Source organism: Rickettsia sp. Tenjiku01, from assembly GCF_001653015.1.
Classification (GTDB): domain Bacteria; phylum Pseudomonadota; class Alphaproteobacteria; order Rickettsiales; family Rickettsiaceae; genus Rickettsia; species Rickettsia rickettsii.
Genome location: NZ_BCMR01000003.1, coordinates 139,496 through 163,767, shown reverse-complemented (window position 1 = coordinate 163,767; position 24,272 = coordinate 139,496). Strand labels below are relative to the sequence as shown.

The window sequence follows — 24,272 nt, the reverse complement described above, 5'->3', positions numbered from 1 at the left end:
CGTTTATGTCATTCCCGCGAAAGCGGGAATCCACTAAAATTTATAAAAAACTTATTTTTATAGGTTTATTTTTTAAGGACGCCCTAATTACTAAGCTATTTATTCTGGATGCCTGCTTTCGCAGAAATGACATACATCCTACATTCAACCCACTAACTATCCTTCAATGCACCATGCTGTCTAGCAGTTTTAATCAGCAATTTAATATTTTCGTCCGTTATATTAGAATTTGGAGCTAAATTTTTAAATTCATTTACGCTCATCTCTCCTAAATCTTCTATGGTCTTTATACCATATTCGGCAAATTGTAATATTAATTCAAGCGATAATTCTAATATATCTATTAATTCTTGCTCAACTCCTAGATCCTCTAGCTTTTTGATAATCTTTGCATTCTTAAGGTCGACGTAATTAATAGCTCGATTTTTAATCTCTACGGCAAGTTCTTCCTCAAAGCCTTCAATTCTTGTTAAAGTACTAATCTCACTACTAGCAATTTGTTCTACTGAATTAAATCCCGTTACCGATAAAAGCTGACCTATAACTTCTTCAACATCTAAAGTTTCCATAAATAATGCCGTAGAAGTTAAGAACTCTTCATTTCTTCTTTTTGATTCTTGCTCTTCGGTCATTATATCGATATTCCAACCTGTAAGCTGAGAAGCTAAACGAACATTCTGCCCTCTTCTACCTATTGCAATACTTTGATTTTCTTGCGAAACTACTACTTCTACCTTATGCCTATCCTCATCAATCAAAATTTTTGTGATTTCCCCAGGTGCAAGCGGTGCAAGAGCATTAACTATAAACTGTGCAAGATCATTACTCCATAATACTATATCAATTTTCTCTCCGTTTAATTCATTTGTTACGGCTTTTACTCTATTACCTCTAATACCTACGCATGAGCCTACGGGATCTATACTACTATCCGAAGCAAATACCGCTATTTTTGCTTTTGAACCGGGATCACGTGCTACTGATTTTATTTGAATAATAGATTCAAGAATTTCAGGTACTTCTAGCTTAAATAGTTTAACTAGCATCTGGTTATCTACTCTAGACAAGAAAATCTGCGGTCCTTTTGTTTCTTGCCTTACATCCTGTACATATGCTTTTATACGATCATTAGGTTTAAAATTCTCACCCTTAATTAATTGATCTTTTTTTATTATTGCTTCAGCACGACTCAGGTCAACTATTATATCACCGTATTCTATTCTCTTAACTATCCCATTTATAATTTCGCCTTTTCTATCTTTAAAGTCATGATATTGTTTTTCACGTTCAGCTTCTATAACACGTTGAGTTATAACTTGTTTTGCAGCTTGAGCCGATACTCTAGCATGATCAATCGGCGGTAAATATTCATATATCTCATCACCGATTTTAGCTTCCGGATTCTTTATTAAAGCTTCTTCAAGTGAGATTTGCGTTAAGTAATCTTCTACATCTTCTACTATTTTTAAGATCCTTAAAAGATTTATCTCACCGGTTTTCCTATTTATCTGAGCTTTAATATTATATTCATTACCGTATTTTTTTCGTCCTGCTGCTTGTACCGCTTGTTCAACCGTTGAAATCAAAATTTCTTTTGATATTCCTTTCTCACGAGCTACAGAATCTATAATTTGTAAAATTTCTACATTACCTATATTAGACATACATTATCTCTTATTGCTTTAGCAATTTTTTAAATACTTCTTCAGTTAAAACTAGATTAGCATTTTTAATTAAATCATAATCAATTAGTACTTCTTGTTCTTCACATTTTAAATATATTTTATTATTTTCGGCTTTAATTATTTTACCCTGATAACGAGTTTTGCCGTTCAATAATTCTTTAAGTTTGATTTTAACCTCTCTTTCTAAAAATCTATTATAATTTTCAAACTTTACTAACGGACGTTCAAGACCGCTTGATGCTACCTCTAAAGAATATGCAGCTTCTATTAAATCTTCAACATCTAGAATAGCGGAGATAGTCCTACTTGCTTTAGTACAATCTTCCACAGATATTTTTTCGCTGTTTAAGCTATCAATCAATATCTCGACTACTTTAGGGTTAATACCTTTAAACTTCACAAGCACTAACTCAAAACCCATATCTGTCAAGGATTCTTCTATTACGTTTGTTATTTGTTGTTCAATAGTTTGCATATTTGATATTTATAACAAAAAAGGTGGGATAAACCCACCTATCTATAATTTTTATAATGCTTATCCGTAGCAAAAATACACTAATTAGAATATATAAGCAATATTTAACTTTATTTTTTTGTAAAACAACATATTCATAAAGGGGCAAATACTCGATAATCCCTCTGGTCCGCTTAGAGATGGATCATAAGTCTCCTCCTGATGAACAAAATGCTTCTACATGAATCTGAGTATACACATAACCCCCATTTTTGCTTCTAATATATGCTGCACATGATCGTTAAAAGAATGAGGACCACAAATTTCATCAGTTTCACCTTTTAAAAGGCCTAATAAAATTCTTCAGCTATTCTACCGGTATGATAATGTATATTATCGTTCTCATTAATATTATTATAACTATCTTGAGTATAAAATTTATCATAGTGAATTTCAGTATCGCATATTGCTGCCATATCAGTTAATTTTTTTATATCTAATTGAAATGTATCACTGTTTTTATTTCTAGTAGAGTGAATAATGTGCATAACGGCGGAAAGCTTAACATTTTTTTCATTTGTTATACTATTAATTCTAGAAATAGAATGGCTTGCTCCCGACCTGCCGCTGATAAGAACGAGATCTTTATTGTTTTCTATATCCGATTCAATATATGAAGGGTGTACTTTTACCAGATGATTTTCAGAATCAAATAGATAATTTGTTACAGTTCCATTAGGATTTTTCTTTATTAAGTATTCATAATAATGACCTTCTTCATCATGACCGGTTTTTATAACTGTAAATTCACTGTATCTTTCTCCTACTTTAACAGTAATAATTTGCCTATGTGTGTGCGGTATTACTTTTTGTTAATTTTGTCTATAAAATTTTATTTTTGCCGTATTTTTATCAGCACTTTCTATTTCGATTTTTATTTTATGACTTTCAAAACTCGCTATATTATACTTTGCTTTTAATTCATCATATTGCTTCTTTTCGGCACTTACAAAATGCTTTCCTACTATATTTAATATTTCCGTTACCGGCTTGTTACCCTCATCTACATTTTATATAAGCTCTTCAGCAACAGGTTGATATAACTCTGAAGGAATATTAGGCCCTACATGTATACCAACAATTTTTGATACCGCCCTTTTACATTTATGATCATTCTCTAATGCTTGGATTGGATCACTTCTAAAAGATCTACTTCATCTGTTTCGCTATATGCACTTAAAACCTTTAGAATACTACTGCCGGTAAGATTTAAAAAATTTTTCATTGCATTAGTAACTAGTCTTATATAGACGTTTTTGTATATTCAAGGTAAAAATAAATAAAATTTTTATGCAGTTAACCAGTTTTACCGACTATGGATTACGTAGCCTTATATATCTTGCTTCAAAACCGGAAAGAATTTGTAGTGTAAAAGAGATATCAGAGTACCATAATATTTCCCTTAATCATTTGATAAAAGTGATTCATAGATTAACAATTGGGATATATTAATAGTAGTAAAGGAAAAGGAGGAGGAATTAAGCTAGCATTTAGCCCTTCTTTCATGAAGTTGGGAGATATAATAGAAAAATTAGAACCTAATATGGATATAGTAGAATGTTTCAATAAAAATACTAATAGCTGCAGAATTACAAATTCATGCCAATTTAAACATTTTATTAAAGAAGCAAGTGAAGCATTTATAAAAACATTGAATAATTCTACATTAGAAGATGCAATGATTACTAAAACAATTCAAATTAAGGATAAACTATAGAAAAATAAGCGTTTTTCTTTTTCCGCATATTAAAAACTCTTGATTCCCCTTAGCTCCTAGTATTGGACTTGCTATTATACCGAATATTTTAAAATTATGCTCTTTCTCAAGCCAATCTTTGATTTTATCGCATACTTTTTGATGTAAGAGAGGATTTTTAATAACTCCTCCCTGCTCTACTTCATGCTTTTCGACCTCAAACTGCGGTTTTATTAAAGCAATAAGCATGCAATCTTCTTTAACTAAATTTAGTGCAGTCGGTAATATAGTAGTTAAACTAATAAAGCTGGCATCGCAAACAATTAAATCAGGCTTCGTTATTATTTGTTTATCGGTTAAATATCGTGCATTAGTCTTCTCAAGCACCTTAATGTGTGGATTGTCGCGTAATTTAGGATGAAGTTCGCCATAACCGACATCTACGGCAAAAATTAATTTTGCTTTACGCTCAAGTAACACTTCCGTAAAACCGCCAGTGCTACTACCGATATCAATACACACTAAATTTTCGGGATCAATTTTAAAATAATCCAAAGCGGCAATTAATTTTAATGCCCCTCTTGAAACATAATTATGCTGTGGTAGCTTTACCTTAATGTCGGTGTCATTTATATTAACCTGTATCCCAGGCTTAATTAACTGCCCATGCTTATTATGTACTTTACCTTGGATAATCAAACTTCGTGCTATGGTAATATCTGTTACAAAACCTTTTTGCAGCAAATATTCATCAAGCCTTATTTTAGTCATTACTGTTTAAATGTGAATTTAACTTATGTTATAAGGGCCCATTAGATAGAAAATATACAATTTGTCTAATTGAAAGTTACAGTTTCAATTAGACATAATATATTTGAGCCATACAATAATGCTGCAACTGAAGGGAACATGGTAATCTAGAAAAATATTCAAACCCTAACCAATATATGTCTTTTCTTACCGGCAGAGAGCTTTATAACTTTTTTATCGAGTAAGAAATTAGTGTTAATTATCATATTTTCATCTTCGACTAATCTATCATTTATCTTAGCACCATTCCCTCTTATAAGCTTGCGTGCTTCCGATTTAGAAGTAGCAAGCCCTGCTTCATGCAATAATTCATATGCACTAATACCTGCTTGTAATACTTCCTGCTCTAAAACAATGGTAGGTAAATTCTCATCGATTTGTCCTTCTTCAAATATCTTTACTGCAGTTTCTAGAGCTGATTTTGCTGCCTGCTCCGAGTGACAAAGCTTAGTTAGCTCATAAGCAAGCTGTTTTTTAGCTGCATTAATATCTTCTGCCGCTAAACTCTCAAACCTATTAAGCTCTTCTTGAGTGAACTCGCTATATAATTTGGCAAATCTAACTATGTCGGCATCTTCGCAGTTACGCCAATATTGGTAATAATCATACGGGCTTAGCAAATCTTCATTAAGCCATACGGCTCCCGCAGCAGTCTTGCCCATCTTAGCACCGGAGCTAGTCGTAAGTAGCGGTGTCGTCATACCGAATACTTCTTTGCCGCTTATTTTACGAATTAAATCCGCTCCCATTACGATATTGCCCCACTGATCACTACCGCCAAGCTGCAAGCTGCAATTGTAATACTTGCTTAAATAGTAAAAATCATAGGCTTGCAATAACATATAGTTAAATTCTAAGAAGCTTAAATGCTGCTCACGCTCAAGCCTTAGTTTTACCGAATCCATAGTCAGCATACGGTTTACCGAGAAATAGCTACCGAAATCCCGTAGAAAATCTAGATAATTGAACGAATCTAACCACTCTGCGTTATCCAGCATAATAGCATCACTTTTACCGTCACCGAATTTGATAAACTTCGACAAAGATTTTTTAATACCTGCGGCATTTTTAGCTATATCTTCTTTGCTTAAAATTTTGCGCACTTCGTCTTTCCAAGTAGGATCACCGATTTTACTCGTACCGCCGCCGATAATTACAATAGGCTTATGCCCGTGCTGCTGAAGCAATCGCAGAATCATTATCTGCATTAAACTACCGATGTGGAGTGATGTAGCAGTACAGTCAAAGCCTATATACGCAGCTATTTTTGTTTCTTTCGTTATAGCAGTTAACCGATCCAAATCGGTACATTGATGGAAATATCCTTTATTTATAAATTCTTCTATAAAACGCATATATTATTTCTTATTTTTTAAAAATTCCTTTTTTGCTTTTCTGCTAGGAAATAAAGTGTTAAGGAAAATAGCATCTTTATCACCTTTTATATAAAGTACTGCATATACTGGCGCAATCATTTGAACATATAAAATTTTTTGACCTTTATATTTCTCTTAATTATGATGTAATTTAATATCTAATAAATTACCGTCAGCAATCGACTGTATTATTTCTTCAACGCTCATTCAATAACTTCGTTCTTTTCATGATTATATCTATACTTGGTCATAATATTTAGAGTTTAGTAGTGTCTGAATGAATTAGCATATTAAGATAGGTCTGATAAGGCAAACCATGCTTAGAAGCTTTAATTTTTATTGCTTCTATGTCATGTTCTGCAATCCTAATAGTAATAGATCTTTTTTACTAAGATGTGCTTTTGCAAATTTTTGAAGCAAAGCTATTTCACTTCTATCATCAATTTTTTGCTGCTTTTCAAAATTATCTTCAATATCTTGTTCGTAAGAATCTAGTTTGATACTCATAATACAAACATTTTCAATGTTATAAAGAATGTAAGTACTTTGTCAATACTTGATATATTAGATTATCATGCGAATTTTTATAAAAGCAGCAATATCAACGGCTGCATGGAGATTTTATGCTCATCCTACAGTTGTTATGGGGATTTGTGTTGGAACAGCTCTTGCATATTCGCCGGAGAACACATTTGAGTTATTAAAAAATACGACTTATACAGGAATAGAAGCAGCAAAATTTGCTTATGGAAATACAGCAGGGATAGTAAACGGAATAGCAGCTGGCTTAACTCATCTTGTGTATGATCACTTACAACGCTACAGCGAAACTCCTCAAGTGGATCTAGTCGGTAGCATAGAAATTTCATGGGTAGATGCTGTTGCATAAATCTCTAAAATATCTAATAACTAAAAAAGCTGATTATGTCATTCCTGCAAACCAGGGACGTTGTTGCATAAATCGGCGTCATTCCCGCAAGACATTGTTGCATGAATCAGTAAAATCGACTGTGTCATACCGTGGCTTGACCACAGTATCCAAAAAAATAACTTAAAACACTGGGGATGCCCGCTGCTGCAGGAAGACATTGCCTGCGTAGATCGATTCCACCATTGTCACCCCGTATAGCCTGTACCTGCTGGATCCAGTTAAAATACTAGTATTTTTTTATCATATTTATGGATCCCGTGGTCAAGCCACGGTATGACAACAGGAAATCGATCCATACAGGCAATGCCCCACGGGAATGACATAGAATAAAAACTGTCCGGTTACCTTACTGATATCTGTTATATTTTATAATAATAAAATTATATTTCGTTGTTTTTAAATGCATCTTTTTTATTCCTACTTTTTCAAAGAGCGACAGGAAAAATTAATATTACCGGCTTGAGCCGTGTCCGGTCCTTCATTTTTATTTTCTCTATATCCTTACTACTTGGTACTACAACGGCAATATGTCCTGCTCTTTTTGGATTAGCATTGTTATGGATACAACAAAATATCCTTGATTAGCAAATTTTTGTGCTTGAATAAAACTATCATCACGATTTCCTGCTTTAACAAAATGCCATCCGTTCTTTATGAGGTCTGTTTCACGCCACTCAGCTTGCTTATGTGATAAAGTAGGTATGAAAATTTTATCGCTTTCAGGATAGTAGAGACTGATTTGGAAGCCCCAAGGCTGCACTAGCAGCATACGCAAAACAACTACAATGAGTCAAACGCTTTAACTATAGGAGAATTATATTTTTCTGTTTCTTCTAATAAAGTTTCTCCCGACTTACAATTTATTACATTACCTTTCTGCTACTTTTCCTCAACATTTAAAGAGTTAATTACTGCTAAATTTTTTTAGCACTTTCTGACATATTGTCTGCTTGTGCAGTCATATTAATCCAAAGTAAGTAAATTATGATTAATTTTATTTTATTCATTTTTTTCTCATATCAATTTATGAACCTCTATATACAATATATAATATGATAATTCAACTATTAATTGTAATTTTTTATATTTTATTATTCAGAGAAACATAAGAACACTCTATGTTTCTTGACAAATGCTATGCTTTTATATATACTGCTTCGTATGTTAGCAACAAGAAATAAGTACTTCAAACTTAGGCACCCGTAGCTCAATTGGATAGAGTATATGACTACGGATCATAAGGTTAGGGGTTCGACTCCTCTCGGGTGCGCCATTCTTCAATTTCTTTCACTTTTATGAATGAATCAAACGGTGGGCGCAGCATAAAATCAAGCTTTTCAGGTTTAAGTGTTAGGTTAGCAAAAACTAAAGGTGGTAGAAAAACGATGCGGGCAGCATTATATATGGCAACTGTTACGTCTGTAAGATATAATTCTGCAGTTAAACCTTTTTATAAAAGAATTGTAGAAAAAGGAAAAGCCAAAAAGTTAGCTCTTATCTTGACTTCTTAAACACAATTACCTATGTAAAGGATAAAGAACTTAAAGGCTTAGTTAAATGCCGTAAACTGGAACGGACTATATTTTGAGCGAGGTGGATTTAGCTTTACCAAGTGAGATTTAAGCAAGAAAGAAACACATTTATTCCCGGGAAATAAAGATTTTTCTTCTATATAGAGTTATCTCCCAGTTGAGATATTGCTTTTTGACTGATAGTTTAAAGCTTTCCGTTGTACTTAGCAGCAATTATCTTTTGCCTATATATCTTAATAATCCCATGCTATTGTAAGTTTTTTCTCACCTTCTAATGGTATAGTTTATCCAGTTAAACGTTGGATCTTTTAATTCCGCTCTTATTTCTTCATTAGTAGCATTTACCCAATCTGTATCATCTGTACGCCCACCATTAAGAATATGCCCATCTAGCGGTAGCGGTTCCCCTGCGACATCATTTCCAAAACGCGCATCACTCCCTTTCCCTGTTTCAAATTCATTAAGTTTCCACTCTTCATCTATTAGCTTCTTATCTACACAAACTTTTCCCATTGTGTAAAGCGGGAATATTATTCGACCATATTTTGGAGTTGGTGGATTGTGTTGTTCTTCATTTTTCATAAATTCGACTTTTATTTAAGTTAAAAATATTAAGTAACTACAAAATACTAAATGTAGTTATAGTAATATAAAACTTAAATTGTTTTTGATATTATAATAAAAATACAGCTTCATAATACTGGACAGCAATGTCTAGCACCCTAGGAGTCAATCCATGCAAGCAACAAAGTTAGAACCTAGGCTGAAGAATTTTGATTTTAAAGATTTTTTATTATATAGCCATGGCTGGGTTACGGTAATAGTGTCTTGAAACGTGCCGGCAGACGTGCATATACGGTATAGTTTTTTGTGACCGGTTCAAGACCTAGTGTATAGCTATCGGTAAATGTTACAGTATTACTAGTACCGTTACCGAGGATTTGAGTAAAACCGGCATCTTTATACAAATTATAATTCAGCTTACGTACCCCATTAATCATATTTCTTGGGTTATAAATATTAGCAGCTCCCGTACTAAAAGTTACGGTATAGCTAACAAGTAGTGATAATAAAGCACCACAAGTAACTGAAGCAGTAACGGAAGTTGTGCTCATGGCACCGACATTAAAAATACCGAAATTTACGGTTGGAACTGACGGATTACATGTTGCAAGTAACGCCATAGCATTTCCTGACGTAATCATATTGATTAATAATATTATTATTGATTTCTTGACATTGCTTAAAAAGAATTTGTCATACCGTGGTGGTCAAGCCACGGTATGACAACGGAGCGTTTTTAGTCCACACAGGAGTAACAATAAAGTCTTCATTTGCATATTGCTTCGCCTAAATCAATTACAGGGTCATTTAAATCTCTATTAACCGGTATGCTAAAATGACAGTATTTATTATTCTCCTCATTCTCGTCACAAATAGAACCGTTTAATACTTCAAGATCTTTAATATATATCTTACCGTCATAGCCTACAAATATTTCTTCATCTAAACCTTCAATACTCACGTACTATCAAATACTGTCATTTCAATGCTTTTAATTATTTTAATATTAAAGTCTAATAATACCACTGATTTTGTTCTTGGAGCAACTTTCAAAGCAATTTCTTCAAACTCTGTATTAAGAGGTAGATTTTCATCGTCTAGTCTTATTTCGGAAGGAACATACGGTGTTAAGTTAGGTACAAGTATTTTACCTTTATCATCGGTATCACCCGCTATTATTATAAACCCCGACATTCTTTAAACTATTTACTTTAATCAAAGCAAGACCTCCGTTAATCGGTCTTGTCTTATAATAGCTTTTATCAATAGAGAAAATTCCTCCTTTGATATTAAACTGTTTCATTATTTCGGTATCATTTTTCTGCAGATAAACTCCAATATCATTATTTTTACCGTTACGGTTAACTTGTACATTGTAATTTGTAGCTTTAGCTTTTTTTTGACAGGTTAGCATTATATCCCCATCCCATATTTGAAGTAATCGGCGAGGAAATACCAAGTTGCTTTGTATGAGATTTATTTTTACTGTTTAAATCGGTACCTATAGTAAAACTTAAGAAACCTTTTTTAGTAATATTTCTTTGATAAGTTGATGATAATATATTTGAGCGTTTACCTTTTTGCATTGTGTTATTTACGACAAAAGACAAAAAATTAACACTTATATTACCAAAATCGGTATTACCGCAACTAGCTGAAATCTGATAATTTAAACTTGAGAAAATTTTATCGGGATCATTATATACGTCCTGATAATTACTATTATTCCAATCTAAATTACTATTAATATCAAAATATTCCGATTCATAAGTATAGCCGCAATTAATTCTTTGACAGCGACCGAAATTTTGATATTATTTGCAGCTGAAATGCCTATACTAAATTTCCGATTTTTAAATTATTAGTTACCCCTACTGCTCCATTATTTTTTAAAAATTCAAAATGTCGGCCGCTTGTTAAATAATCATTCATACCAAGCATATAATCAGTATTTAGAACTAAATATTTATAAGCATTGCTATATATAGTAAAATCTTGTCTTTGAAAACCTGCTTCGTAAGAGAAATGTGAAAGCCCGGGACGTAATAAGCTCGGTGATGCGTAATAAGGAATAGTAATTGTCTAAACTTACCGGTTATATCTTGCGTTTTAACTATTAAATCACCTCTACCGGTGATAACCGCGGAATATTGGTTATATCAAAATCCCCCATATGAGCTTTAGCATTATATATAGGTATACTATTTGAAAATATCTCTATACTACTTGGAAGTTCTGATTTCCCTCTAAAATCCAGTAACAGATAGGTAACTAAATTCGGTCTAACTGCAAAATTAGTAGCATACTGAATACCGGCAAATCTAGTTGAATTAGACCAAGAAGACACTTTAGTTATGCTATTAACCCCTACCCACCAATTAGTCATCTTATCCACATTCTCATATGTCCAATTTGTGTCTAAACGTGTAAATTTATTTTGGTTTTTTGTGGTATTTGTGATTTTAGAAAAATTTGATTTAACGACGTCAGTTTGAAATAAGAAACTATAACTATACACCGTGTTCAGTGAAATAATTGAGTTCCTCTACTCCGGCTAAATAATTAATATCATCATTTGGACTAAGAGTCACATCATAGTTTAAATATACCCCACTAATAAGTTTAGTATCGACGTTCTTCATAGGACCACCTGAAGCATCAAATGATTGAGGTTGCATTTTTCTGCTGGAAATGTAATATTTAAATCTAAATGCTCAAAGTTTAAATCATATTTAGTACCCTCAAGCAAATCTAAATTAATATATGCAGTATCATGATAATTCACTAAACCCTGCTTAAGATAATCTTCTTGAACATCAAAATGTTCTATATCTTCAAGAGGAATTAAATAATGACCGTGAGCGTTTTGCACTATAGTCGGCAATATATCGGTTTCGGTATAATTAACTTCTAACGAAACCATCAATTCACTCTCACCCGCAATTTCATTAGCGCTATTCTCAAATTCTACTGTTAGAGGTCATTGGGGCAATAACCCTAACTCCTGATCCTTCATGTACGTTTGTATCCGCTGCGATTCAAGGCGAAGTATCGCCAAGAGATTCAGAGATAACTCCACCTGCAAAACTCACCGGTATAAAAAAATAATACCTATAAAAACCGATATTATTGTCTTTAAAAAGCACATTGCTTTAATTTATTTAGTTTTAAAGATTTTTAACCTGATATTGTTATAGGTATACTATGCTGAACAACAAGATCTACGGTGGAGGTAACACTATTCTCTAACTTCACTCTACGAGGTAATTCTTTTATAAAAATTCTATAGTCTTTTGCTTTAGTAGAATAATTCCTGTGTGTTTTTTAAAGCTACCCGTATCAATTGTACCATCATGTAAGGTAAATGTTACCGGAGTTGCCACTAAATCTTTAGTTTCTTTATATGTACGCTTTAAACGAATTAATTGAAACTTTTTAGGTGCATAATCATTATTTTGCACCGTCATAGTTGCTATTCTATTACTATATATTGACAGGTACGATAGTGGCACTGGCAAAAGAATTAAAAATCAAGAATATAGATAGGATAGGTAGAAATCTTAAAAAATATTTATATCAATATGCCACGATTATTGTAATTGTATCATTATAAGTATCGGAAGGCACATTTGCTCCTTGAGGTATTTTGCCGTATATTGTGAGCGTTTGATCTAGTCCTGTTCCCATTACCCAGTCACTTGATTGATTTCCCCAATTTTGCGTTCTCCCTGCATTGGAGTAAAGATTATAAGGTAAATAACTATTAGTGTTAACAAGACCAGTCATTTTACGGGTACTAGTTATAGCAGCAGGTGCAGTACCGGCATTTAATGAAACAGTATAATTAGTACCTAAAGTACACTTTATTATAATTGTATTTGTTTGCAGAGCATCGACAGTTGGAACATACGTACCGAAAGCTAAAGGAGTAGCCGAACTATACAAGACGGTAAAACCATCGCACTAACACGGAAAAAAGCATTAGTGAAGGAGGCAAAACTATTGCCCGTACTTATAGTTAAGATAATAAAACCGATGATATTTCGTAGAATCTTAATTTGCATAATTTATTATAAAAATAATTAATTTCTATTATTAATCTTTTACAAAGTTTAACGATTTTACAAGGCTAGTTTAAGAAATGGTTATATTTAAATATGAATTGATGATATCTTCCCCACAGAATTTGTTTTGGTTTTTCTTTAAATTTTATTTTTTACATTAAAATATAATGAATATAACCCAAATTAGCTATAAATAGATTCTTTATATAGAAAAATTACAAACAGATAAAGAATCATTATAATTACCAAAAGCGATAGGGAAGCACAAATATTACCTATAAATATAAATACTAAAAAAATCTCATTATTCGGTATGCTACAAAACAAAGCCGAGATAAAAGCGGATATATTAGAACCCGTAGAAGAAAAGTGGAATGCAACACAACCTTTAAATGCATCTCGTCTAGTATAATATCCGACAGTTTTTAAAAATCCCCCTGCGAAAGTGTTGGATTTCTATAAATATACTCACATAACCATTGATTATTGCCTCAATATCCAATAAAATCCTTTTTAAAATTTAAATATAAAAAGTATGTATAATACTGATGTTGTAATAATAGGTGCCGGTCCGGTTGGATTATTTGCAGTTTTTCAAGCAGGAATGCTTGGCATGAAGTGTCATGTTATTGATGCACAAGAAGTTATCGGCGGTCAGTGTATTACCCTATATCCTGAAAAGCCTATTTACGATATACCGGCATATCCTAAAATTGCAGCAGAAGAGCTAATAAAACAGTTAGAACTTCAAGCAGCTCCTTTTAACCCTATATATCATTTAAATCAGCAAGCTATAGAGCTAAATAAACAAGATGATTTTTTTGAAATTAAAACCTCAAAAAACACTCTTATTAAAAGCAAAGTTATTATTATTGCAGCAGGAGCAGGTTCATTCGGTCCAAACAAACCGCCCCTTGCGAATATTGAAGATTTTGAAAGTAAGTCAGTTTTTTATTTCATCAATGATAAAAGCAAATTTGCGGGTAAAAATATAGTTATAGCAGGCGGCGGGGATTCGGCTGTTGACTGGGCTATTTCTCTTTCAGATATTGCAAATAAAATATATTTAGTACATAGGCGGGATAAATTTACGGCAGCTCCTGAAAGCGTAAGGCAATTAAGGCATATTGCAGAAACCGATAAAATCGAGTTAATAACCGGTTATCAATTAAATGCTTTAGATGGTAATAATAGTGAACTTCAATCGGTTATAGTTAAAGATTTACAAAATAATACTCGCAAATTGGATGCCAATATATTACTACCTTTTTTTGGTTTAAAACAAGATTTAGGTAGCTTAGCAAATTGGGGTTTAAATGTTAAGCTTCACCATATTGAAGTAGACGCTTCCTATTATCAAACTAATATAGAAGGTATTTACGCCATTGGCGATATTGCCCATTATGTTGGTAAGCTTAAGCTGATTCTTACGGGTTTTGCTGAAGCGGCAAGCAGTCTTCATCATGCTTATAGTAGAGTATTTGACGGCAAGGCTCTACATTTTGAGTATTCTACTACCAAAAATACGGGGAAAAGAAGTAAGGGCGTGACTAAATAAAGAGATCGTCATTGCAAGTAACCGTAGAGAGCGTGACAATCTCATGAAACAATAACAATCTCCTGAGATTGCTTCGTCAATTACTTACGTAATTTCCTTGCAATAACGTTAAAACTGAACGGAGACAAAAATAAGAGTGAATAATATAATTGACGGTAAAGCATTAGCCAATGAGATACTAGCAGACTTAAAGCTAGAAATTCAAGAACTTACAAGCCAAACCAACGCTTCACCGAAGCTTGCTATAGTCCTAGTAGGCGATAATCCGGCAAGCATTATTTATGTAACAAACAAAATAAAAAATGCACATAAAATAGGAATTTATACTTTATTAATAAATCTACCTGCTACTATTCATACTAATGATTTAATATCAAAAATCAATGAGTTAAACCTTGATAACGAGATTTCAGGAATTATAGTTCAGCTTCCTTTGCCAAGCTCCATAGATAAAAATAAAATTTTATCGGCAGTATCACCTTCTAAAGATATCGATGGTTTCCACCCTTTAAATGTCGGTTACTTACATAGCGGAATTAGTCAAGGCTTTATTCCTTGCACTGCTCTTGGTTGTCTTGCAGCTATAAAAAAATACGAACCTAATTTAACCGGTAAAAACGTTGTAATTATTGGACGCTCAAATATAGTAGGCAAACCTTTAAGTGCTTTACTGTTAAAAGAAAATTGCAGCGTTACTATTTGTCATTCTAAGACACATAATTTACGCTCTATTACTTCTAAAGCCGATATTGTCGTTGCTGCAATAGGCTCACCTTTAAAATTAACTGCAGAATATTTTAATCCTGAATCTATAGTAATTGATGTAGGCATTAATAGAATTAGCAGCAATAAAATTATCGGTGATGTTGATTTTGAAAATGTTCAGTCTAAAGTACAATATATTACTCCCGTCCCAGGCGGCATCGGACCGATGACTATTGCGTTTTTACTTAAAAATACGGTTAAGGCATTTAAGGATTCCTTATATACTCTTGATACGTAAAAAGTAGATAGACGACGCCAATTTTTCAAATTAAACGAGTATCTTATAAATATTTGCAAGTTCTACATAATGTCTTACATTATCTTGCATATATTCTAAATCTTTCGGTTAAATGTCTAACAAATTTTGCAGGGGATCCCATCCATAATTCTTGAGATTTAATTATCTTCTTTGGCAGGATAAGACTGCCTGCAGCAATAAAAGCATATTCTTCTATTACTGCATAATCCATTATCGTAGCACTCATACCAATAAAAGCATTATTATGTATTGTACAGGGATGAATAAGAGAGAGATGACCGATAGTTATATTATCGCCTATTGCTCTACCGGTCCGTTAAACCTTGAAGCATGAATTACACTACCGTCTTGTACGTTAGTATTATTTCCTATGTTTATCGATTCAACGTCACCTCTAAGAACCGTATTAAACCAAATGCTTGAATTACTACCTATTTCAACATCTACTATTAAAGAGCTGCTTTCAGCAATATATGCACTTTTATCGATTCTTGGCGTAACTCCTTTGTAAGGGATAATGAGCATTAATTATAATCGACCCAAGAAATATTACCATCTTTACGATAATAAACTATATTGATACGATCATTATTTATATTTTTAAATACTACTGCAGGTAAATCTTCTAAATCCATTTTCATTACCGCTTCTTTTACTGATAATTTTAATATTTCTACAGGCTTTTCAGCGATAATTGCCGGATTATCATTATCTTCGGCGTTAGAGGTTTCACTATCAGATTGCGGATTAATAATATATTTGGTACCTTCGTAAGCAATTTCTGATATTTTTACTTTACCCGCATGATGATTTTTGAATTTTGATTTATATTTTCTAAACTGTTTTTCTAGTTTTGACATAGCTTTATCAAAAGCTACATATATATCGCTACAACTATCATTACTTTTGACTACATTATGTTTACCGGAGCCATATTTTACTATAATATCACATTTAAAATTAATTCCTTCTTTTGAAAAATGTATATCTATATTTATTATATCGGTAAAATATTTTTTAACGACTTGCGTAGCCCTCTCTTTTGAATATTCTTGTAAATTATTACCGATAGAAATATGTTGACCTGAAACTGAAATAATCATAAATAACCTTTATAATCTGAAATAATTAATATATAGGCGTTACTAAGTAACACCTATACAATTAATTTATATTTAGAGTAATTTCAAGTTTTATTACAAATTAATTTATTTAAACTTTAGCCGTAGAGTTTAGGACACTTATCCTTATTTTGTTGCGATTTAATTAGTTTTTTAGCAGTCTTTCTTACATAATTAGGCTCAATGCCAATTTCTAAGCAGGTAGCATTAAAATTTTCATTATTTTCAAAAAGCCATTTTTTAGCGTTATATTCAACTTTTGTTGCCTCTTTCTTGGTAGAAGTATTAGTTGCATCTATTATTGCCTGCATAATAATAGCACTTCTAAGCGCAATATCTCGGGTATAGGATTATAAAGTTTAATACGCTCAAAAGGAGTAGTTAATTTAATGACACATGGTTTAGTCATATAAAACCTCTAATAATTTTTAATAAAGTAAGACTTTATTAATATAAATGTAACCACTAGGTTTTTCTTTTTTAACAAAGGCCTTAAAAAGTATAATAATTTTCAAGGCTTCAACTAGTAGTGACTAATTTGGATTAATAGAGATATCTAGTAATTATAATATTAGGAATAAGCTAGATGTTAGGTTCTGTATATTTTTTGATAAAATACGATATTTTACTCTTGCAGAAATAGAAGAATTGTTATATACATTGTTATCTTTTACGTATACTCAAATGATTTCAAGAATTGAATTTTATTTTGAGAGGTGAGCACCCGCAGCCTATACTTAATAGATGAAGATGCAATCCTTGATAAAATGAAAGAGCAATTCTTAAAAGCAGAAGAGGATATAAGGGGGTGTAGCTCAGTTGGTTAGAGCATCTGCCTGTCACGCAGAAGGTCGCGGGTTCGAGTCCCGTCACTCTCGCCAAGCCCTTTCAGGTTTCGGGATTTCCTATCGTTTTCTAAAAAATTCATATGCTCCTTTTATTCGCCTTTTGTTTTAATTGTTATGTTAAACTCTTTTAAATTCCGAATTTTAAATATTATAAAAAACTAACTTTGTATATTCCTTAAAGTAACCTCAACTCATTTGTTCGCACTTTTAGTTAAATTTCTATTGTATTCTTAAAACTTCTTATTATGATTCTATCTATAAGCTCATTTTTAATAAAATATTAAAATTTATAGAATATAATAAGAAAATAATTATGTTTAGATGGTTTCAACCCTCAAATCAAGAATTAATAAGAACTATACAGAAAGAAAATACCGCAGAAGCACAAAAATTAATTGCCGCAATGGATATTACTGAATTAAGTAAAGTTAGGGATATTTATATTAGCATTAGCAGGGCTATTTGCAGCATCCGTACCTATATTTTGCGTTACATTACCGTCACCTATCAAATTCAATGTACCGCCTACACCGCCGGTGCTAAGTACTGCTCCATTTGCTCCTACGCTACCGGTTAGCGTAACCCCATCTGCTAAAGCTAAGATAGAGCCATTCTTATTTAAAGCTACAACAAATACATTAGCTGAGAACGTAATGGGGGTTGCTCCGATATTTACGAGTTTTAAGCTGCTGCCGTTAGCTCCAATCGTACCGTTAACATTACCGCTTTGTATTGTCAGTGTGCCTTGGTTATTTGCAGAGGTCGTAACTGAACTGGTCACACCATTTACTATTAACTCACCATCTGCTCTAAATAATATGTTACCACCCGCGCCTAGGTCTAAAGCTTGGTTAAATGTTACCTGCTATTCATACTAAGTAACTGCGTAAATACCTTATCGACTACGACAGCACCTGCTCCGTCTACTATGAAATTCTTAAGGCGATGGGTATTCTATAGTATAAGGTCCACCGTTATTTGCTATGGTTAGGTATTTTGTGATTGCTCCTATTTTCACTATTCCATATTCATCATTGCCAGATTTGTTTAAATTATTATTTTAGCAAATTTACATTCCCATTTGCTGCATCTATTGTATATGTCGTATTATCCGCTATTCTAATATCACCTATATCTCCGGCACTTGGATCATTGATTGTTAAATTAGCATTTATTTGTATTTTTGCTTTTATAGCGTTTAATAATGCAACATTGATTGTATTTTCGGTATTTATTATTAAAGTACCGCCGCTAGCATTACTATTATTAAAAGTAATACCTCCTACATCTAATAGACTGTTAACACTTATAGTTCCCAAAGCTAAAACACTATCTGCAAAAACAATACTATTTACCGTAGTATTACTTTGTAAATCAAGAATCTTACCGTTACGTCCATTACACTGCAGTATATTGAAATTATTTATATTTCCGTTAAGTATAGCATGCCCTATACCGTTTACTCCTTTAGCACCGTCTATATTACCCGTAACCGTTATGTCGTCATCTAAATTAAGTACGGACGTATTACTTTGTAAATTAATATTAGTAGCTTTTAATATTGTAGAATTAAGTGTTGCCGACCCAAGTAAAACATTTACTGCGGCTAATGAGCCTATATTACCTATATCGCCTGTTATTATGTTACTACTACCAAGATCATGAGCTAGATTTAGTATCCCTTGACCGTCAACGCCGGTAGTATTATTTATATTACCCGTTAACGTTGTTATATTACCGTCAAAAAGAGTAAGTATAGAGTTATGCAGCATTAATTGTAATATTACCTGCTCCGGACATATAAATCTGTGCTTCCCCGTTTCCTACATTTATTCCGGCAAGAGAGTTAGTGAGACCTATGTGATTTGATATAGTACCCGTACCTACAAATGTTATTGTACCGTTATTGCCAGCTACCGTATTATCTATCTGAGTTGTAATATTTAAACCGTTATTAATTTGTCAAGTAGAATTCTTACCGGCGTAATCTATATTACTAAATGTTTGATTACCGACTCCGGTAACAATTGACATAACATTATTATTAATAAATTTAAGAGGAGTGAAATTAGGAGTAAGACCTACTGTTGCACTAAGAGCACCTATTGATACATTTTGACTTCCCTCAACCCCACCAAAAACAGGTAGTGCTATTAATTAATGTATTTATCCCGCCAATAACAGCATTTGTTTTATCTGCCGATATTTTAATTCCAAGCCCTTTGAATAAATATTGCCGTTATTAAATACTCCTCCTACAAGACCGGCGCCGGTACTCAAGCTTACGCTACCGAGATTAGGAATTGTGGCTCCTGCAGTATTAGAGCTAGTGAATAATGTTCCGCATAATGATGCCGTTGCTAAAAATTTTCTTAATATTTTTGATTCTTTCATTAATATTAATATATTTAATTAATAATTTGTAGCAACTTTTTTACAATAATAAAATAGAAGCAGGTAGAGCTAGATTCAGAAAGCTTTAGACAAGATGAATTGACGAGAACGTACAAAAGTACGTGAGCAAAGGCGCATGTCAGAAAATTCACTTGTATCAAGCTTTCTGAACGACACTGTACCAAAAAAATATTGTTACTTGGTAGTGTAAAAATTTAATTATGTATTTAGAATTAAGTTCAAGGAATTTCTCAATGAAAGTTGGAAAGCAGAAAGATAAACTAAGCTGTTTTGTCTTTTATTGTAGGCATGGATTTTACTACCTCAGATACGCTGCTTTGAGTAGCTGCCGCAGTAGTAGCAGCATTACTGTGTCACACCCCTGGTCCATAAAAACAATAAAAAATACTAAAATTATTAGTATTTTTAACTGGATCCCGTGGTCAAGCCACGGGGATGACAGAGGTGAAATTGATTCACGCAATAATATAGTCCCCCAATTTAGTGACAGACGTAAGGAAGAGAGTCTATAATAATAGGTGAATTCAAGATAGTCAGGAATTAAGCAAGAAAAATCACATTTTGATTGAAAAGTCAAAAAGAATTATCTACTATAGATTGCATTAATTTAATATATGATATTTTGACTATTAACAAATCTCTATTTATTTATCGGTGTTCCTACCAAAGCATGCTTAAGTACTTGATCAATATTTGATACAGATATAATTTCTAGGCTTTCTTTTATATTCGGCGGTATATCTTTCAAATCTTTGACATTTTCTTCAGGAATCAACACGGTTTTAATACCTCCCCTACTTGCAGCAAGTAACTTCTCTTTAAGACCACCTATAGGTAAAACATTGCCTCTTAAAGTAATTTCACCGGTCATTGCTACAGTACAATGTACGGGTATTTTAGTCATCAACGAAACAATAGTCGTAAACAAAGCACAGCCGGCAGACGGTCCATCTTTTGGAATAGCTCCGGCCGGTACGTGAATGTGAATATCAAAATCTTTATAATTGTCGTACTTTAATCCAAAATTTGTTGCTCTGCTTCTAAAACAACTATAGGCAGCCATTGCCGATTCTTTCATAACATCACCGAGTTTTCCGGTGGTCTTTATTTCACCTTTCCCTGGAAATGCTAAAGCCTCTATAGTTAAAAGCTCCCCGCCTACTTCAGTGTAAGCAAGTCCCGTAGTACTTCCTATTTGATCTTCTTTCTCGGCAAGCCCGAAATTATATTTCTTAGCTCCTAAAAATTCTTCAAGATGATTACTATCTATGGCGATATGCTTAATACTTTTATCTGCTAAAATCTGCTTTAATGCTTTTCTAGTTAATGCCCCTATTTCACGCTCTAAAGCTCTTACACCTGATTCCTTGGTATAATATCTAATTAAATCCAAAATTGCCGTCTCGGATATAGTAATTTCATCTTTTTTGATTTTATGCATTTTAAATTGTTTTGGAACTAAATAATTTCTGGCAATTTGGAGCTTTGTTTCCTCTACATAACCGGAAATATATATTTTTTCCATTCTATCACTTAAAGCTCTAGGTAAATCATAAGAGTTAGCAGTAGCAATAAATATTACATTTGATAGATCAAATTCTACTTCTAGATAATGATCAACAAAGTGACTATTCTGCTCAGGGTCTAATACCTCAAGCAAAGCGGATGCCGGATCACCTCTAAAATCAGAACTCATTTTATCGATTTCATCAAGCAGCATTACAGGATTACTAGTCTTCACTTTCTTAAGTTGACCTAAAATCTTACCGGGCATTGATCCAAGGTAAGTTTTTCTATGCCCTCTGATTTCTGCTTCGTCTCTAACACCGCCGAGCGCAAGTTTAGTATATTTTCTGCCCATTCCTTCGGCAATAGATTTTACAAGTGAAGTTTTACCGACCCCTGGCGGACCTATTAAACATAATATAGGTCCTCTAATTTTACTTGAACGCTGTAATACCGCTAAATATTCTATAATTCGTTCTTTAACTTTTTCGAGTCCAAAATGGTCACGATTTAAAATTTTCTCTGCTTGGTTAATATCTATTTTGCTATTATCATACTTACCCCAAGGCAGGCTAAGCAATGTCTCAAGATAGTTACGCGTTACTCCCGACTCCGCTGACATTTGGTTCATGGTACGGAGTTTCTTAAGTTCAGCCTCAGCTTTTTCTTTTGCTTCTTTTGATAATTTTAAACTTTTAATTTTTTTCTCAATATCGGCAAGTTCTGATTTATCTTCATCAAGCTCTTTTTGAATAGCTTTCATTTGTTCGTGCAGATAATAATCACGCTGCGTTTTTTCGATTTGCTTTCTTACTCTTTGTTGCAATGCCTGCTCGGTTTCTGAATTTACTATATTGGAAGTAAGAGTACTAATAACCGTAGTAATACGCTTAAAAGGACTAGTTTCTTCTAATAAATGCTGCTTTGCCTCAAGTGAAGTTATCAAATGTGAGGCTAATATATTTATAATATCTATGAAATTAGTGCTATTACTTATTTCTTTATTGATAGTTTCAATAATTTCTGAATTAACTTTCTTATCATTAATCGCATATTTACTAAATAGTTGTACTGCATTATCAACGAGTGAACGCATGTTATTAACGTCAAATATTTCTTCATCTGGAATAATTTCATAATTTGCTTCAAAAGCTTCCTCGCCTTTGATATTGCTTAGCTTTACTCTTGCTACTGCTTCTATTAAGATTTTTGCCGTATTATTAGGCAGCTTCACTATTTGGATAATCTTGGCAAGTATAGCTGTGTTATAAAGTTCGTGTGTACTAGGGTTTTCTTGATCAAATTTTTTCTGTAAAGTTACTAAAATATATTTACTATTATCTTCCTCGGAAATGGTAGTATGAGAGAGTGCTTGCAACGATTTTGGCCTACCCACAAAAATAGGAGCAATTACTCCCGGGAATACTACCATATCTCTCAGTGCCATTAACGGAAGGGATTTTTTATGCATCAATTAAAACCTTTTAAAATTTCTAATTATTAACTATATAATATAGCATCAACCTGATTTCAAGCTACCATTATTAATTATATTTATGAACTTATTACTACAACCTCCTCAAAATGTAGCAGCCGCACATAATAGAATAAAACAATATCTACATTTAACTCCGATCGTTTACTCTGAAAGCTTAAATGAGATGCTCGGTCATGAGATTTTTTTTAAGGTTGAATCATTACAAAAAACCGGTGCATTTAAAGTTAGAGGCGTGTTAAATCATTTATTAGAATTAAGAGAGCAAGGAAAATTACCTGATAAAATAGTCGGTTATAGTACGGGTAACCATGGAATCGGTCTTGCTTATGCGAGTAAATTATTCGGTATTAAAACAAGGATTTATTTACCGTTAAATACTTTAAAAGTAAAACAGCAAGCAACTCTTTATTACGGCGGTGAAGTTATATATACATATACTCGACAAGAAGCGGAAGAAAAAGCAAAAGAAGATGAAAAGCAAGGATTTTACTATATGCATCCTTCCGATAGTGATTCTACAATAGCAGGAGCAGGCACGTTATGCTATGAAGCATTACAGCAGCTAGGTTTTAGTCCTGATGCTATTTTTGCCTCTTGCGGCGGCGGCGGTTTAATTTCCGGCACATATCTTGCCAAGGAATTAATATCACCGACAAGCTTGTTAATAGGTTCAGAACCTTTAAATGCCAATGATGCTTATTTATCTGTTAAAGATAATAAAATATATAGATTTAACTATGCTCCAAATACTATTGCAGACGGTCTTAAAACCTTGAGTATATCAGCTCGTACATTTGAATATCTGAAAAAACTTGATGATTTTTATTTAGCAGAAGAATATGAAATATATTACTGGACGGCGTGGCTTACTCATTTACTTAAAGTAATATGCGAGCCGTCAAGTAGTATAAACATGGTTTCAGTGGTAAATTTTTTAAAAACACAATCCAAACCTCAAAAATTACTAGTACTAATCTCAGGCAGTAATATCGATCCTATTCTTTATAATGAATTATGGAAAGAGGAGTATTTAAGCATCTCACCTAAATCTTTATGTTCTGATGTCATTTCTGCGAAAGCAGCAATCTAGTAACCTTTAATGTCATACTGCAACTTGATCGCGGTATCTT

23 protein-coding genes, 2 tRNA genes and 9 pseudogenes are annotated in these 24,272 nt (G+C 32.9%); 8 read left to right on the top strand and 26 right to left on the bottom strand.

The window, feature by feature from the left end; translation table 11 throughout:
- Positions 1-152 precede the first annotated feature (152 nt).
- The 3 genes and pseudogenes from nusA to TENJIKU01_RS10525 form a co-directional block, all read right to left on the bottom strand.
- Positions 153-1,664, bottom strand: coding sequence for a transcription termination factor NusA (gene nusA, locus TENJIKU01_RS01305; RefSeq protein ID WP_064428903.1), 1,512 nt, complete (start codon positions 1,662-1,664; stop codon positions 153-155).
- Between the two features lie 10 nt (positions 1,665-1,674).
- Complete coding sequence (gene rimP, locus TENJIKU01_RS01300; protein ID WP_064428902.1) at positions 1,675-2,160, bottom strand: ribosome maturation factor RimP; 486 nt, start codon at positions 2,158-2,160, stop codon at positions 1,675-1,677.
- Positions 2,161-2,376: 216 nt separating this feature from the next.
- Positions 2,377-2,687 (bottom strand): annotated as a pseudogene (locus TENJIKU01_RS10525) (hypothetical protein).
- An 802-nt stretch (positions 2,688-3,489) separates the two neighbouring features.
- On the opposite strand from TENJIKU01_RS10525, the pseudogene TENJIKU01_RS01290 reads away from it, so the two are divergent.
- Positions 3,490-3,916 (top strand): annotated as a pseudogene (locus TENJIKU01_RS01290) (Rrf2 family transcriptional regulator).
- On the opposite strand, the gene TENJIKU01_RS01285 reads toward TENJIKU01_RS01290, so the two are convergent.
- The 4 genes and pseudogenes from TENJIKU01_RS01285 to TENJIKU01_RS07050 all read right to left on the bottom strand — a co-directional run bounded on the left by TENJIKU01_RS01285 (position 3,911) and on the right by TENJIKU01_RS07050 (position 6,588).
- On the bottom strand, positions 3,911-4,666 hold the full coding sequence (locus TENJIKU01_RS01285) for a TlyA family RNA methyltransferase (protein WP_064428901.1): 756 nt from the start codon (positions 4,664-4,666) through the stop codon (positions 3,911-3,913). The pseudogene TENJIKU01_RS01290 and the gene TENJIKU01_RS01285 overlap by 6 nt on opposite strands.
- Positions 4,667-4,824: 158 nt before the next feature.
- Positions 4,825-6,060, bottom strand: a complete 1,236-nt coding sequence (gene tyrS / locus TENJIKU01_RS01280) for a tyrosine--tRNA ligase (protein WP_064428900.1) — start codon at positions 6,058-6,060, stop codon at positions 4,825-4,827.
- Positions 6,061-6,063: 3 nt separating this feature from the next.
- Positions 6,064-6,332: pseudogene (locus tag TENJIKU01_RS01275) on the bottom strand (hypothetical protein).
- 5 nt (positions 6,333-6,337) lie between these two features.
- A pseudogene (locus TENJIKU01_RS07050) lies at positions 6,338-6,588 on the bottom strand (CopG family antitoxin).
- Between the two features lie 67 nt (positions 6,589-6,655).
- Between TENJIKU01_RS07050 and TENJIKU01_RS01270 the strand changes: the two are divergent.
- On the top strand, positions 6,656-6,970 hold the full coding sequence (locus TENJIKU01_RS01270; protein WP_064428899.1) for a hypothetical protein: 315 nt from the start codon (positions 6,656-6,658) through the stop codon (positions 6,968-6,970).
- A 556-nt stretch (positions 6,971-7,526) separates the two neighbouring features.
- On the opposite strand, the gene TENJIKU01_RS07040 is transcribed toward TENJIKU01_RS01270, so the two are convergent.
- Positions 7,527-7,781 (bottom strand): hypothetical protein, encoded by a 255-nt coding sequence (locus tag TENJIKU01_RS07040; protein ID WP_227779807.1) that lies wholly within the window; start codon positions 7,779-7,781, stop codon positions 7,527-7,529.
- A 427-nt stretch (positions 7,782-8,208) separates the two neighbouring features.
- Here TENJIKU01_RS07040 and TENJIKU01_RS01260 point away from each other — a divergent pair.
- Both TENJIKU01_RS01260 and TENJIKU01_RS01255 read left to right on the top strand, forming a co-directional pair.
- Positions 8,209-8,285 (top strand) — tRNA-Arg (locus TENJIKU01_RS01260).
- A 22-nt stretch (positions 8,286-8,307) separates the two neighbouring features.
- Positions 8,308-8,523 carry a transposase gene (locus tag TENJIKU01_RS01255; RefSeq protein WP_064428898.1) on the top strand — a complete coding sequence of 72 codons (216 nt, stop codon included), beginning with the start codon at positions 8,308-8,310 and terminating at the stop codon, positions 8,521-8,523.
- 285 nt (positions 8,524-8,808) lie between these two features.
- On the opposite strand, the gene TENJIKU01_RS01250 is transcribed toward TENJIKU01_RS01255, so the two are convergent.
- The 11 genes and pseudogenes from TENJIKU01_RS01250 to TENJIKU01_RS01200 form a co-directional block, all read right to left on the bottom strand.
- Positions 8,809-9,126, bottom strand: coding sequence for a hypothetical protein (locus TENJIKU01_RS01250; RefSeq protein ID WP_064428897.1), 318 nt, complete (start codon positions 9,124-9,126; stop codon positions 8,809-8,811).
- 147 nt (positions 9,127-9,273) lie between these two features.
- Positions 9,274-9,749 (bottom strand): annotated as a pseudogene (locus tag TENJIKU01_RS01245) (spore coat protein U domain-containing protein).
- 125 nt (positions 9,750-9,874) lie between these two features.
- Positions 9,875-10,069 carry a hypothetical protein gene (locus TENJIKU01_RS01240; protein WP_064428896.1) on the bottom strand — a complete coding sequence of 65 codons (195 nt, stop codon included), beginning with the start codon at positions 10,067-10,069 and terminating at the stop codon, positions 9,875-9,877.
- Positions 10,066-10,302 carry a fimbria/pilus outer membrane usher protein gene (locus TENJIKU01_RS01235; RefSeq protein ID WP_064428895.1) on the bottom strand — a complete coding sequence of 79 codons (237 nt, stop codon included), beginning with the start codon at positions 10,300-10,302 and terminating at the stop codon, positions 10,066-10,068. The genes TENJIKU01_RS01240 and TENJIKU01_RS01235 overlap by 4 nt, the downstream gene beginning before the upstream one ends.
- The gene (locus TENJIKU01_RS01230) at positions 10,274-10,522 is read right to left on the bottom strand and encodes a hypothetical protein (protein ID WP_227779804.1); all 249 of its coding nucleotides are present in this window, start codon (positions 10,520-10,522) and stop codon (positions 10,274-10,276) included. The genes TENJIKU01_RS01235 and TENJIKU01_RS01230 overlap by 29 nt, the downstream gene beginning before the upstream one ends.
- Complete coding sequence (locus TENJIKU01_RS09375) at positions 10,497-10,718, bottom strand: hypothetical protein (RefSeq protein WP_227779803.1); 222 nt, start codon at positions 10,716-10,718, stop codon at positions 10,497-10,499. Before TENJIKU01_RS09375 ends, TENJIKU01_RS01230 begins: the two co-directional genes overlap by 26 nt.
- A 506-nt stretch (positions 10,719-11,224) precedes the next feature.
- On the bottom strand, positions 11,225-11,503 hold the full coding sequence (locus TENJIKU01_RS09370) for a hypothetical protein (RefSeq protein ID WP_227779802.1): 279 nt from the start codon (positions 11,501-11,503) through the stop codon (positions 11,225-11,227).
- A 115-nt stretch (positions 11,504-11,618) separates the two neighbouring features.
- Entirely contained in the window at positions 11,619-11,750 is a 132-nt protein-coding gene (locus TENJIKU01_RS01215) for a hypothetical protein (RefSeq protein ID WP_012150834.1), read from the bottom strand.
- Positions 11,747-12,031 carry a hypothetical protein gene (locus TENJIKU01_RS01210; protein WP_227779801.1) on the bottom strand — a complete coding sequence of 95 codons (285 nt, stop codon included), beginning with the start codon at positions 12,029-12,031 and terminating at the stop codon, positions 11,747-11,749. The genes TENJIKU01_RS01215 and TENJIKU01_RS01210 overlap by 4 nt, the downstream gene beginning before the upstream one ends.
- 254 nt (positions 12,032-12,285) lie before the next feature.
- Positions 12,286-12,575: pseudogene (locus TENJIKU01_RS08775) on the bottom strand (molecular chaperone).
- Positions 12,576-12,684: 109 nt separating this feature from the next.
- Positions 12,685-13,053 (bottom strand): spore coat U domain-containing protein, encoded by a 369-nt coding sequence (locus TENJIKU01_RS01200; RefSeq protein ID WP_064428893.1) that lies wholly within the window; start codon positions 13,051-13,053, stop codon positions 12,685-12,687.
- Between the two features lie 654 nt (positions 13,054-13,707).
- Between TENJIKU01_RS01200 and TENJIKU01_RS01195 the strand changes: the two are divergent.
- Both TENJIKU01_RS01195 and folD read left to right on the top strand, forming a co-directional pair.
- Positions 13,708-14,714, top strand: a pseudogene (locus tag TENJIKU01_RS01195) (NAD(P)/FAD-dependent oxidoreductase).
- 152 nt (positions 14,715-14,866) lie between these two features.
- Positions 14,867-15,733: a bifunctional methylenetetrahydrofolate dehydrogenase/methenyltetrahydrofolate cyclohydrolase FolD gene (gene folD / locus TENJIKU01_RS01190; protein WP_064428891.1), complete on the top strand. Its 867-nt coding sequence runs from the start codon at positions 14,867-14,869 to the stop codon at positions 15,731-15,733.
- A gap of 30 nt (positions 15,734-15,763) precedes the next feature.
- On the opposite strand, the pseudogene TENJIKU01_RS09365 reads toward folD, so the two are convergent.
- The 3 genes and pseudogenes from TENJIKU01_RS09365 to TENJIKU01_RS01170 form a co-directional block, all read right to left on the bottom strand.
- Positions 15,764-16,279, bottom strand: a pseudogene (locus tag TENJIKU01_RS09365) (gamma carbonic anhydrase family protein).
- Positions 16,279-16,857, bottom strand: a complete 579-nt coding sequence (hpf, locus tag TENJIKU01_RS01175; protein WP_064428889.1) for a ribosome hibernation-promoting factor, HPF/YfiA family — start codon at positions 16,855-16,857, stop codon at positions 16,279-16,281. The pseudogene TENJIKU01_RS09365 and the gene hpf overlap by 1 nt, the downstream one beginning before the upstream one ends.
- A 116-nt stretch (positions 16,858-16,973) precedes the next feature.
- A pseudogene (locus TENJIKU01_RS01170) lies at positions 16,974-17,284 on the bottom strand (hypothetical protein).
- 395 nt (positions 17,285-17,679) lie between these two features.
- On the opposite strand from TENJIKU01_RS01170, the gene TENJIKU01_RS01165 reads away from it, so the two are divergent.
- Positions 17,680-17,756, top strand: a tRNA-Asp gene (locus TENJIKU01_RS01165).
- A gap of 385 nt (positions 17,757-18,141) precedes the next feature.
- On the opposite strand, the gene TENJIKU01_RS09360 is transcribed toward TENJIKU01_RS01165, so the two are convergent.
- The 4 genes from TENJIKU01_RS09360 to lon all read right to left on the bottom strand — a co-directional run bounded on the left by TENJIKU01_RS09360 (position 18,142) and on the right by lon (position 23,115).
- Complete coding sequence (locus tag TENJIKU01_RS09360) at positions 18,142-18,504, bottom strand: cell surface protein (RefSeq protein ID WP_172795006.1); 363 nt, start codon at positions 18,502-18,504, stop codon at positions 18,142-18,144.
- A gap of 274 nt (positions 18,505-18,778) precedes the next feature.
- Positions 18,779-19,495: a hypothetical protein gene (locus TENJIKU01_RS09075; protein WP_179945606.1), complete on the bottom strand. Its 717-nt coding sequence runs from the start codon at positions 19,493-19,495 to the stop codon at positions 18,779-18,781.
- A gap of 394 nt (positions 19,496-19,889) precedes the next feature.
- The gene (locus TENJIKU01_RS01150; protein ID WP_016916781.1) at positions 19,890-20,117 is read right to left on the bottom strand and encodes a hypothetical protein; all 228 of its coding nucleotides are present in this window, start codon (positions 20,115-20,117) and stop codon (positions 19,890-19,892) included.
- Positions 20,118-20,778: 661 nt separating this feature from the next.
- Entirely contained in the window at positions 20,779-23,115 is a 2,337-nt protein-coding gene (gene lon, locus TENJIKU01_RS01145; protein WP_064428888.1) for an endopeptidase La, read from the bottom strand.
- Between the two features lie 85 nt (positions 23,116-23,200).
- On the opposite strand from lon, the gene TENJIKU01_RS01140 reads away from it, so the two are divergent.
- Positions 23,201-24,232, top strand: coding sequence for a serine/threonine dehydratase (locus tag TENJIKU01_RS01140; protein WP_064428887.1), 1,032 nt, complete (start codon positions 23,201-23,203; stop codon positions 24,230-24,232).
- Positions 24,233-24,272 lie beyond the last annotated feature (40 nt).